The organism is uncultured Halovibrio sp., assembly GCF_913056445.1.
Taxonomy (GTDB): Bacteria; Pseudomonadota; Gammaproteobacteria; order Pseudomonadales; family Oleiphilaceae; genus Halospina; species Halospina utahensis_B.
Genome location: NZ_CAJXMA010000095.1, coordinates 1 through 10,864, shown reverse-complemented (window position 1 = coordinate 10,864; position 10,864 = coordinate 1). Strand labels below are relative to the sequence as shown.

Below are 10,864 nucleotides of genomic sequence, written 5' to 3'. Positions count from 1 at the left end.
CGTACGATCCGGGCTGTGTCCGCGCCAGTCTGCTTCTGGCGGACCTGGCGCGTGAACGGGGCAACTGGCGCGAGGCCCAGCAGCTGCTTCTGAAGGTATTCGACCAGAACCCGGCCTTTGGTCCGGAGGCGGTACGACGCCTGCTCGGCCTGGCCCGGGAGTTCGGGGTTGAGCGAAAGCTTCGCCGGCGCCTGCACCGGATCTATCGGCATCATCCCTCGACCACGCTGCTGCTCTGCCTGGTAGAGGAAGAGGAGCGCTTCAACTCCAGGGACCAGGCACTGTACCTGCTCCATGGTGAACTGCAGCAGCGCCCGAGCCTTCGGGCCCTGATGCATCTGCTGGAAATGGAGGAGGGGCGGGAGCCGCGCCAGGGCACCACGCCCCATCTGGTACGTCAGGTCGGGCAGCGGTTGCTGGAGAAGCGGCCCGCCTATCAGTGCACCCGCTGTGGCTTTGGCGGCCAGCAGCTGCACTGGCTGTGTCCGAGCTGCAAGAACTGGGAGACCGTCGAGCCCTATCAGGGTGTCGAGGGCGAGTAGTTACGGGAGTCATTGATGGCATCGATTATTGTGGCGCTGGATTTTGCGGACCGGCTGGAGGCACTCCAGCTGGTGGATCAGCTGGACCCGGCCCGTTGCCGGCTGAAAGTGGGCAAGGAGATGTTCACCCGCTTTGGTCCAGGGTTCGTGCAGGCCCTGCAGGGGCGGGGGTTTGAGGTCTTTCTGGATCTGAAATTCCATGATATTCCGAATACCGCGGCCGCTGCTGTGGCCTCGGCGGCGGAGCTGGGAGTGTGGATGGTGAACGTCCATGCGTCCGGCGGACGCCGGATGATGGAGGCCTGTGTCCGCGAGCTGGCGAACTTTGGTGAGGATCGGCCGTTCCTCATCGGGGTGACGGTCCTCACGAGCCTGACCGATTCCGAGCTGAAGGAGATAGGTTGGGAAGAGGGTGCCGGTGCGACGGTGAATCGTCTTTCCAGCCTGGCCCGTGAGTCCGGTCTGGACGGGGTGGTATGTTCGGCGGCCGAGGCGCCGTCGTTGCGTGACGCCATGGGGGCTGACTTCCGGTTGGTGACGCCGGGGATCCGGCCGGCCTTTGCGGCCCAGGGCGATCAGCAGCGGGTCATGACGCCGGCAAAGGCGGTTGCCGCCGGCAGTGATGACCTGGTGATCGGTCGGCCGATCACGCGGGCGGAGGATCCGATGGCGGCACTTGTGGCGATCGAGCAGGAGTTGTCTGAAAGCCGGGGCGTCTAGCCGCCGGCTTTCTTCGCTTTCCAGCCTTTCTTTTCGAGCTCGGCAAGCAGGGTGTCGCGGTGGTCGCCCTGGATTTCAATGACGCCGTCCTTGATGGTGCCGCCGGTGCCGCATTTGGCCTTGAGGGTTTTGGCGAGGGCCTTGAGGTCTTTTTCGGGGAGGTCGAGGCCTGTGATGAGGGTGACGCCTTTGCCTTTGCGGCCCTTGGTTTCGCGCTGGATGCGGATGGTGCCGTCGCTGCTGGTTGAGCGGGTTTCGTTGCTGCACTGGCACTGGTCGAGGGGGTGGCGGCATTCGGGGCAGGTTTTGCCGCCTGCTTCGGTGGAGTAGACGAGGCCGCCTTCTTTGTTCTTGCTCATTGCGTGTGATCCTCCAGCCTGTTGTGTTGCTGCATGGGGCAGGATGAGGCAGCACTAATCGGGAAACGCTGTAAATACATCCCTGTACGCTGCTCTTCCGCCATCCATGGCTCCAGAGCTTCCCGCTTAGTGCTGCCTCATCCTGCCCTGATAGTTTTTGGGTAGTTCCGGCCGTTAGAAGTGCTTGGACAGGATCTCAACAGCCTTTCGGAACAGCTCTTCGTCAAATGACTCTTCTGGAGTGAACCCCTCACTCCGCCATTCCAGCGATCCTGAGATAAACGCTCCACCACTGGCTTCAATACCACAATCCAGCATCAGGTTATCGCACAGGCCGAATCCTTCAACCAGGGTGCCGTTGGTGTCGGTTTCGGAGCCGCCTGAGACGCGCTGGTTATAGGGGGTGGCGCAGGTGGTGTAGGCGGCGACGGGCTTGCCCTGGGCGGTCATGAAGCCGAGTTCGAAGATGGTGCCGGCGTCGGCGCTGGTGCCGCGGAAGGGCGTGAGGTTGGCGATGAGGCCGTCGGCCTGGTTCATGAGGGTGCGGTTGGCCTCGTAGATGGCGCGGGCCGGGTTGTCGGTGTTTTCGAGGTCCAGGTTGTTGTCGCAGGGGGAGAGGGCTTCGAGGCCGTGTTCGGCGAGGATGGCCTTCTTGGTGGCTTCGATGCGGTTGCGGATGGTCTCGGGGAAGAAGACGTCCGGTCCGGCGAGGTAGATGCTTGCCATTGGGGCCCCTGAAACAGAAAAAGCCGCTCCGTGGAGCGGCTTTTTGTGATGTCTGGCTCCCCGAGCTGGGCTCGAACCAGCGACAACCTGATTAACAGTCAGGTGCTCTACCAACTGAGCTATCGGGGATAAGCGCTGCGTATATTAGGGGCGCTTGGCCCCTTCGTCAAGTCTTGAGAGCCTTCCCGAGTCGCTCGATGGCGTTTTTCAGGTTATCCATGCTGGTGGCGAAGCTCAGGCGCATATGGCCCGGGGTGCCGAAAGCGGAGCCGGGAACCAGGGCGACGCCGGCGGTGTTGAGCAGGTGTTCGGCCATTTCCACGTCGTTGTTCACGCCCTCGGTCGCCTCGATGGCGCCCTGGAAGCCGGGGAAGGCGTAGAAGGTGCCATCGCTTTCGATGCATTCCACACCGGGCAGTTCGTTCAGGGCCTTCACGACATAGTCATGACGCTCGTGGAAGGCCTTCAGCATCTCGGTGACACACTCCTGGGGGCCGTTCAGGGCGGCGGTGGCGCCGGCCTGGGAGATGGAGGCCGGGTTGGAAGTGCTCTGGGACTGGATTTTCTTCATGGCGCCGATCACATCCGCCGGGCCAGCGGCGTAGCCGATGCGCCAGCCGGTCATCGAGTAGGCCTTGGAGACGCCATTGAGTACGAAGGTGCGATTCTTGAGCGAAGGCGTGGCGTTGACGATGTTGATGAACTCGCCGTTCCAGAGGATGTGTTCGTACATGTCGTCGGTGGCGATCATGACGTCCGGATATTCCTCCAGGACTTCGCCGATGGCCGCCAGCTCCTCGCGGCTGTAGGCCTTGCCGCTGGGGTTGGAGGGGCTGTTGATCACGACCAGCTTCGTGCGTTCGGTCAGCGCCCCCCGGATCTGGTCTGCAGTGACCTTGAACCCGGTGTCGGCGCTGCTCTCAAGGATGACGGGCGTGCCCTCGGCGATCTTGACCATATCCGGGTAGGAGACCCAGTACGGCGCGGGGATGATGACCTCGTCACCCGGGTTCAGCAGGGCCAGGGCCAGGTTGAAGAAGCTCTGCTTGCCGCCGCAGGAGACCAGAATCTGGTTGCGTTCGTAGGTCAGGTTGTTGTCCCGGCGGAACTTCTCGATGATGGCGTCCTTGAGCTCGGGCGTGCCGTCCACCGGGGTGTACTTGGTCTTGCCGGCATTGAGGGCGTCCACCGCCGCCTGCTTGATGTGCTCGGGGGTATCAAAGTCGGGCTCGCCGGCACCCAGGCCGATGATGTCCTGGCCGGCAGCGCGCAGCTCGGCTGCCTTGCTGGTGATGGCGAGGGTGGGTGAGGGCTTGATCTGCTGGACGCGGTTGGACAGTTGCGCGCTCAAACTCGGGCTCCTGTTGAAAAGTCGGTGTGCCGGAACAACGTTGTGAACATGATAGCATGAGCTTTCCTGCCATGTGCGATCCCCCGGATCCGAAAGAGACGTAACCCTATGTCGAAAGACGACCTGACGTTCCGAGTGGCTTCGGATTTCGAGCCTGCGGGCGACCAGCCCCAGGCGATTGAGAAGCTGGTTGAGGGCATTCATGACGGCCTGATGCACCAGACACTGCTTGGTGTTACCGGCTCGGGCAAAACCTTCACCATGGCCAAGGTGATTGAGCAGGTGCAGCGCCCGACCATCATCATGGCCCATAACAAGACGCTGGCTGCCCAGCTCTACGGTGAATTCCGGGACTTCTTTCCGGACAACGCCGTCGAGTACTTCGTCTCCTATTACGACTACTACCAGCCGGAGGCCTATGTGCCGGCCTCGGATACCTTCATCGAGAAGGATGCCTCCGTGAACGAGCACATCGAGCAGATGCGGCTTTCCGCGACCAAGGCCCTGCTGGAGCGCCCGGACGCCATTATCGTCTCCACCGTGTCCTCCATCTACGGCCTGGGGGATCCGGAGTCCTACCTGCGCATGATCCTGCACGTGACCCGGGGCGAGCAGGTGGACCAGCGCGACATCGTGCGGCGGCTGGCGGAGCTGCAGTACACCCGTAACGATACCGAGCTGCAGCGGGGTAATTACCGGGTGCGCGGCGAGGTGATCGATGTTTTCCCGGCGGAGTCCGAGGACCAGGCGGTACGTATTGAGCTGTTTGATGACGAGGTGGAGAACATCGCCTGGTTCGATCCGCTGACCGGGGAGATCATCCAGCGTGTGCCGCGTGTCACCATCTACCCCAAGACGCACTATGTGACGCCGCGCGAGAAAATCCTGAATGCGGTGGATTCCATCAAGGAGGAGCTGGATGAGCGCTTGAAGCAGCTGCGTGCCAACAACAAGCTGCTGGAGGCCCAGCGGCTGGAGGAGCGGACCCGCTACGACATGGAGATGATGCTCGAGCTGGGGTACTGCAACGGCATCGAGAACTACTCCCGCTACCTGTCGGGGCGCGAACCGGGGGCGGCACCGCCAACGCTCTTCGACTATCTGCCCGACAACGCGCTTATGATGATCGACGAGTCCCACGTGACCATTCCCCAGATCGGGGGCATGTACAAGGGCGACCGCTCGCGCAAGGAGACGCTGGTGGAGTATGGCTTCCGCCTGCCATCGGCCCTGGACAACCGACCCATGCGGTTTGATGAGTGGGAGCGCATAGCGCCCCAGATGATCTTTGTTTCAGCGACGCCGGCCAAGTACGAGGCGGAGCATGCGGGCCAGGTGGCCGAACAGGTGGTACGGCCTACGGGGCTGGTGGATCCGGAGATCGAGGTGCGCCCGGCCACGACCCAGGTTGATGATCTGCTTTCGGAAGTTCGCCGCTGTGCTGAGGCAGGGGAACGGGTGCTGGTGACCACCATGACCAAGCGCATGGCGGAGGATCTGACGGACTTCCTGGAGGAGCACAATGTGCGGGTGCGTTATCTGCACTCGGATGTGGATACCGTGGAGCGTGTGGAGATTGTGCGCGATCTGCGCCGGGGTGAGTTCGATGTGCTGGTGGGTATCAACCTGCTGCGCGAGGGGCTGGATATGCCCGAGGTCTCGCTTGTGGCGATCCTGGATGCGGACAAGGAGGGCTTTCTGCGTTCGGATCGATCCCTGATCCAGACCATGGGGCGTGCTGCCCGGAATGTGAATGGCAAGGCGATCCTGTACGCGGACCGTGAGACGGGGTCGATGCGCCGCGCTATTGATGAGACGGAGCGCCGGCGCGAGAAGCAGATGGCTCATAACGAGGAGCACGGGATCACGCCCAAGGGGCTGGATAAGAAGGTGGCGGACATCATGGAGGGTGTGCATGTGCAGCGTAAGCGCGGCGACGGGAGCCGTGAGGTGGCCGAGTCGTCGGCGGATTATTCGGTGGATGTGCACGGCAAGGATGCGGATCAGATGATGAAGGAGATCGACCGGCTTGAGGATGAGATGTACAAGGCGGCGTCGAATCTGGAGTTTGAGAAGGCGGCTCGGTTGAGGGATGAGGCGAATAAGTTGAAGGAGGCGGCTTTAAGGTATGGCTGAGGTGTTGTCTCAAGCCTGTTGATAGGCTGCCTGGCGTTCAGGGGAGCAGGGGATGCTCTCCGGGAAACGCTGTAAATACATCCCTGTACGCTGCTCTTCCGCCATCCATGGCTCCAGAGCTTCCCTCCGAGCATCCCCTGCTCCCCTGAACACCGAGTTTGTTTTCATTGCGTATCGCGGGAAGCCGCTCCTGCAGAGGGGAGAGTGCAGGGTCAGTTCTGGTTCGGCCCGGTGCGGAACTCGTCGGCGTACCAGATGCGGATGTCGCCGATCCAGGGGAGGTCCTTGGTGCGGGACTTGAGCTGGCAGGTGAGGCACTGCTGGTTGCGGGAGGCTTCGTTCACCGCGGTGCGGCTTTCCAGGTAGAGCTCCACGGAGACTTCGTCCGAGAGGTAGTGGAGGCGCGGGGGACAGGTGTTGTGGAAGTTGATGAGGTCGCCCCAGCGTTCCTCCAGCTGGTTGGCCACGGCGCTGCGTGAGGGCAGGATGGCGGCGTGGACGTTCTGCTGGACGGCTTCGTCCTCGGCGTCGATGTGGAAGGTGACCTCGCGCACGTCCGGGACGGCTTCCAGGAGGCGGTGTTCAGCGCGCACGCCGATTTCGTGGCCCTCGGAGACGCTGACTTCGGGGTCCACCTGGAGGTGGATGTCGAGGAGGAAGTCGGAGCCCATGCGGCGGCTCTTGATGGCGTTCACCGAGCGGACGCCTTCGGTGGCTTCGGCAACCTCGCGCAGGTGGCGCTGTTTGTCCACCGGCATGGCGGTGTCCACCAGTTCCTTGACGTTGTCCCAGGCGAGGTGCCAGCCGACACGGGCAACGATAACGGCGATGCCACAGGCGGCGACGGCGTCGAGCCAGGGATAGCCCAGCATGGCGCCGGAGGCGCCGAGCATTACCACGATGGAGGAGAAGGCGTCCGTGCGGCTGTGCCAGGCGTTGGCCACCAGCAGGTCGGAGCGTATGGCTTTCCCCACCCTGAGGGTGTAGTGGTAGATCCATTCCTTGCCGAGGACGGCAGCAGCGGCCACCACCAGCACGGGCCAGCCGGGCACGCCGAGGTCGACGTGCATGACCCGCTGCACAGCTTCCCAGGCAAGGACGCCGGCGAGTGCGATCAGGGCGCTGCCGAGTATGACCGCGCCCAGGGTCTCGAAGCGTTCGTGACCGTAGGGGTGGTCTTCGTCCGGCTCCTCACGGGAGATACGGAACAGCACCAGTACCATGATGTCCGAGGCGACATCGGAGAAGGAATGGACGCCGTCCGCGATCAGGGCATACGAGTTGTAGAAAAAGCCGATGATGACCTTCACAACGCCCAGCAGGGCATCCAGAACGAGCCCGACGAGGGTTACCCGGCGCGCGGACTGGAGTTCGCTTTCCGGCGCATGATCAAGGGCTGTGTCTTCGGATGCATTCATAAACCGCACTGCTTCTCTCGGGCGCGCTCAGGATAACCCGGATACGGCGACCGGGGACAGGGCGCAGTGTAAATGGTCTGGCCAACCTTTTCATCCTTCAATGGTAAGGATTGGGGTTGATTTTATGCACAGAAGTGGTTCCGGGGCCTGTTGTTCGCAAAATGCCGTCAAAAGCCGGACTTAGCGCACGGACTTTTATAAGTATCTGAAAAACAATAGAAAATTATTGGTCAAAAAATAAACAATCTGTAGATTTCCGCCATTGGCAGGCGGTTTGGCGGTTTGCCACAAAAAAATTCACAGAGTTTTCCACAGATTCCGTGGAAAAGGTCACGGCGCTGTCATCGTTCTGACACGGAAAGCCTTTCGCGGCCACCGCCTCCATTCCTGTATACTGCTGGCTTTACAGCAGAAAACCACCCCGGTGATTCCCCATGTACCAGGCCCTGCGCCCCCTTTTTTTCCGGCTTCCTCCCGAAACGGCCCACTGGCTCGCCCTGGAATCGGCCCGGGTGGTTGCGGGAAGCGGGCTGCTTGGGCGTTTGTGGCCCGCACCCCCTGCTGCGCCCGTCGAGGTGATGGGGCTGACCCTGCCGAATCCGGTAGGGCTGGCCGCAGGCCTGGACAAGGAGGGACGCTACATTGATGCTTTGGGGGAGCTGGGATTCGGGTTTCTGGAAATTGGCACGGTCACCCCGCGTCCGCAGCCCGGAAACCCGAAGCCCAGGCTGTTCCGCCTCCCGGCTCATGAGGCCATCATCAACCGCATGGGGTTCAACAATCATGGCCTGGAGGCCATGGCCGCCAATATCCGGGCCAGCCGCTACAGCGGCATACTGGGGATCAATGTGGGCCGTAACAAGGATACCCCGGCGGATCAGGCACTGGATGACTATCTGGCCGGGATTGAGCGCATGTGGTCGCTGGCGGATTATCTCACCATCAACGTGTCCTCTCCCAACACGCCCGGTCTCCGGGACCTGCAGCATGGGGACGCACTGCGGTCGCTGCTGGCCGGGATCCGGGAGAAGCAGCTGGCGCTGACCGAGTCCATGGGCCATTACGTGCCCATCGCGGTCAAGGTGGCGCCGGACATGGATGAAGCCGCCGTCCGCTTTATGGCGGAAACGCTGCGTGAGGTGGGGATGGATGGCGTCATCGCCACCAATACCACGGTGGATCATTCAGCGGTGCTGCGGGATCCACTGGGCGAGGAAACCGGAGGCCTGAGTGGTCGCCCGCTGGCTGAGCCTTCCACAGCGGTGATCCGCCAGCTCCGTGCTGAGCTGGGGGTGGATTTCCCCATCATCGGGGTGGGCGGCATTACCAGCAGTGCCGCGGCGCTTGCCAAGATCCGGGCGGGGGCTTCGGCGGTCCAGCTCTATTCCGGGCTGATCTATCGGGGTCCGCATCTGGTGGCGGACTGCGCTCGCGCCATTGCGGGTGGTTCCGGGGCCTGAACGAAAACGGGCCCGCGCCGGCGGGCCCGTGGGGGACAAGTGGTCCCCCTTTCGCGTATGCAGAGATGGCGCCTCTGTATGTGTCAGGGGGCGAGTGGCCCCCTCAGGTCTGTAGCCCCTTTACGGTGGCATGCAGTGCTTTCAGGTTTTTCCGGGTTGGCCGCCTCGCGGCGGTCAGTTCACGCTGTCAGATTCGGCATCTTGTGTATTGAGGAGACACCCTGTGTCAGTCCACTCCAGTGGTCTTCCCGACCTTCTCGCCACCCGTTCATCCACTCCTGACGGGGTTCCGGTTTATCCAGTGTACAGTTTTCCTTGGACTTGCCGGACAAACCTGCCATATAACCGCGTTTGTAGGCGCGGGCTGACATGTCTCGCTTCTGTCTTTTCATGCTCTCTACCTCATGTGGTCACATCGGTCATGAGCGTGCGCACGAATCCGCCACCCTTCATTGAGCGCCCGTCGCGGTCTGTCGGCAGCGTGAAACCGACGGTGATCCGCTCAGGGGCGTTGGCGGATGGATCGATCCTGTCAGGGCCCTTGCCGCCCGATCTTCTCAGGCGGTGTCATTGACGCGTCATAGTCAGTAAAGCGCAAAATCTGAGCAGTGTATACCCAGATAAAACCAATCATGCCCGGGGTTCTGATTGGCGACGCCAATAACCCTTCTGTGACGGGCACAAACGCCAAGGATCCGTGGAATTGAAGACCGATGATTTTTTTGTAACCGCCTCATGGGGCCTTCTGGAGCTGCTGGCGGATGAGATGGCCGCCTTTGGTATTGAGGTGACCGGGCGTGCGTCCGCAGGGCTCTGGGTGCGAACGGACATGGCCGGTGCCCGTGGCATATGCCTGTGGTCACGGCTGGCAAGCCGGGTCACTCTGCATCTCCACCGGGCGCCGGCGGACAGTGCGGACACCGTCCGCAGGGCGGCGAGGGCCATTCCCTGGGAGGCGTGGCTGCGGCCGGAGATGACGTTCCGGGTCCGTTTCCAGGGCACCCATGGGGACATCCTGAGCCCGCGTTTCGGCGCCCAGTGCGTCAAGGACGGGTTGATGGAGCGGGTCCGGAGCCAGCGGGGAGCGGAGCCGATCATGACGCCTGATCAACCGGATCTGCCGATACAGGCAAGGCTGCGCCACGGCCAGCTTGAGCTGGGGCTGGATATGGCCGGTGTCAGCCTGCATCAGCGTGGATACCGCAGCGAGGCCGGCGAGGCACCGCTGCGCGAAACGCTGGCCGCCGGGCTGCTGTACCGGGCCGGCTGGCCGGAGGTGGCCAAAGCGGGCGGGGATCTGGTGGACCCGTTCTGCGGCTCGGGGACCATCCTCGTGGAGGCTGCCATGATGGCGACGGATACCGCGCCGGGGCTGTTCCGTGGCTTTGCCTTTGAGGGCTGGCCGGGGGCGGTTACCGAGGGCTGGCCCACGCAGCGGGCGGAAGCGGACGAGCGCCGGAAACAGGGGCTGGCGGACAGTCGTTCCCGCTTCCGCGGTACGGACATGGATGGTCGTGTGGTGGCGGCCGCCTGGCGCAACATTGAGCGGGCCGGTTTCAGTGACCGGATCCACGTGGAGAAATGCGACGTGGCGGAGTGGCGTATGCCGGAAAAGGCCAGAACCGGCCTGGTCCTGACCAACCCGCCCTACGGTAATCGGCTGGAGTCCCGGGAGCGGGCGGCGGAGCTGTTCCGGATCCTGGGGGAACGGCTCCGCAGCGAGGCTGTGGGTTGGCGTTTCGGGCTGCTGCTGTCGGAATCGGAGCTCGGCCACCAGCTGGGCCTGCGCTCACGGCGCCAGTACCGGTTCTACAATGGCTCACTGGAAACCACGCTGCTGCTGTTCGACATCCGCGAGAACGAGTTCCGTCAGCCGGAGCAGTCGCTGGAGGAGTTGCGCACGGGCATCCCGGAGCCCGCGATCCACAACGAGGAGCGGGCTGCAATGCTGGCCAACCGCCTGCGCAAGAACCGGCGTCACCTGCGCCGGCGGATCAACCAGGCGCCTGACGAGTCCCACTGCCTCTATGATGCGGATATACCGGAATACGCGGTGCGCATCACCCAGACCGGGGAACAGTTGACGGTTACGGAGTACGCGCCGCCGGCCTCGGTACCGGAGAAGGCGGCCCGCCAGAGGCTTTCGGGGGGG

At 62.8% G+C, this 10,864-nt stretch carries 9 protein-coding genes, 1 tRNA gene and 1 pseudogene; 5 read left to right on the top strand and 6 right to left on the bottom strand.

Annotated features, from left to right (window positions below; translation table 11 throughout):
* Together QZ501_RS13530 and pyrF are read left to right on the top strand one after the other, a co-directional pair.
* Positions 1–542: pseudogene (locus tag QZ501_RS13530) on the top strand (hypothetical protein); the annotation flags it as partial.
* 15 nt (positions 543–557) lie between these two features.
* The gene (gene pyrF, locus QZ501_RS13525) at positions 558–1,262 is read left to right on the top strand and encodes an orotidine-5'-phosphate decarboxylase (protein WP_295720230.1); all 705 of its coding nucleotides are present in this window, start codon (positions 558–560) and stop codon (positions 1,260–1,262) included.
* On the opposite strand, the gene QZ501_RS13520 is transcribed toward pyrF, so the two are convergent.
* The 4 genes from QZ501_RS13520 to QZ501_RS13505 all read right to left on the bottom strand — a co-directional run bounded on the left by QZ501_RS13520 (position 1,259) and on the right by QZ501_RS13505 (position 3,698).
* Positions 1,259–1,621, bottom strand: a complete 363-nt coding sequence (locus QZ501_RS13520; RefSeq protein WP_295720227.1) for a translation initiation factor Sui1 — start codon at positions 1,619–1,621, stop codon at positions 1,259–1,261. The genes pyrF and QZ501_RS13520 overlap by 4 nt on opposite strands.
* A gap of 174 nt (positions 1,622–1,795) precedes the next feature.
* Positions 1,796–2,347, bottom strand: coding sequence for a nucleoside 2-deoxyribosyltransferase (locus tag QZ501_RS13515; RefSeq protein ID WP_295720225.1), 552 nt, complete (start codon positions 2,345–2,347; stop codon positions 1,796–1,798).
* A gap of 53 nt (positions 2,348–2,400) precedes the next feature.
* Positions 2,401–2,476: transfer RNA gene (locus QZ501_RS13510), tRNA-Asn, on the bottom strand.
* Between the two features lie 37 nt (positions 2,477–2,513).
* Positions 2,514–3,698: a pyridoxal phosphate-dependent aminotransferase gene (locus QZ501_RS13505; protein ID WP_151439027.1), complete on the bottom strand. Its 1,185-nt coding sequence runs from the start codon at positions 3,696–3,698 to the stop codon at positions 2,514–2,516.
* A gap of 108 nt (positions 3,699–3,806) precedes the next feature.
* On the opposite strand from QZ501_RS13505, the gene uvrB reads away from it, so the two are divergent.
* Positions 3,807–5,834 carry an excinuclease ABC subunit UvrB gene (gene uvrB, locus QZ501_RS13500; protein WP_160898062.1) on the top strand — a complete coding sequence of 676 codons (2,028 nt, stop codon included), beginning with the start codon at positions 3,807–3,809 and terminating at the stop codon, positions 5,832–5,834.
* 212 nt (positions 5,835–6,046) lie between these two features.
* On the opposite strand, the gene QZ501_RS13495 is transcribed toward uvrB, so the two are convergent.
* Positions 6,047–7,252 carry a cation diffusion facilitator family transporter gene (locus QZ501_RS13495; protein WP_295720223.1) on the bottom strand — a complete coding sequence of 402 codons (1,206 nt, stop codon included), beginning with the start codon at positions 7,250–7,252 and terminating at the stop codon, positions 6,047–6,049.
* Between the two features lie 434 nt (positions 7,253–7,686).
* On the opposite strand from QZ501_RS13495, the gene QZ501_RS13490 reads away from it, so the two are divergent.
* Positions 7,687–8,712, top strand: a complete 1,026-nt coding sequence (locus tag QZ501_RS13490; RefSeq protein ID WP_295720220.1) for a quinone-dependent dihydroorotate dehydrogenase — start codon at positions 7,687–7,689, stop codon at positions 8,710–8,712.
* A gap of 179 nt (positions 8,713–8,891) precedes the next feature.
* On the opposite strand, the gene QZ501_RS13485 is transcribed toward QZ501_RS13490, so the two are convergent.
* Entirely contained in the window at positions 8,892–9,104 is a 213-nt protein-coding gene (locus QZ501_RS13485) for a ribosome modulation factor (protein ID WP_295720219.1), read from the bottom strand.
* Positions 9,105–9,415: 311 nt separating this feature from the next.
* Here QZ501_RS13485 and QZ501_RS13480 point away from each other — a divergent pair.
* On the top strand, positions 9,416–10,864 hold a 1,449-nt coding region (locus QZ501_RS13480), incomplete at its 3' end, for a THUMP domain-containing protein (protein WP_295720214.1).

Excerpts from the sequence above, each read along its gene's own strand:
- QZ501_RS13520 (WP_295720227.1), bottom strand. The coding sequence starts at position 1,621 with ATGAGCAAGAACAAAGAAGGCGGCCTCGTCTACTCCACCGAAGCAGGC.
- QZ501_RS13485 (WP_295720219.1), bottom strand. The coding sequence starts at position 9,104 with ATGAAAAGACAGAAGCGAGACATGTCAGCCCGCGCCTACAAACGCGGT.
- QZ501_RS13490 (WP_295720220.1), top strand. The coding sequence starts at position 7,687 with ATGTACCAGGCCCTGCGCCCCCTTTTTTTCCGGCTTCCTCCCGAAACG.
- QZ501_RS13515 (WP_295720225.1), bottom strand. The coding sequence starts at position 2,347 with ATGGCAAGCATCTACCTCGCCGGACCGGACGTCTTCTTCCCCGAGACC.
- pyrF (WP_295720230.1), top strand. The coding sequence starts at position 558 with ATGGCATCGATTATTGTGGCGCTGGATTTTGCGGACCGGCTGGAGGCA.
- QZ501_RS13495 (WP_295720223.1), bottom strand. The coding sequence starts at position 7,252 with ATGAATGCATCCGAAGACACAGCCCTTGATCATGCGCCGGAAAGCGAA.
- uvrB (WP_160898062.1), top strand. The coding sequence starts at position 3,807 with ATGTCGAAAGACGACCTGACGTTCCGAGTGGCTTCGGATTTCGAGCCT.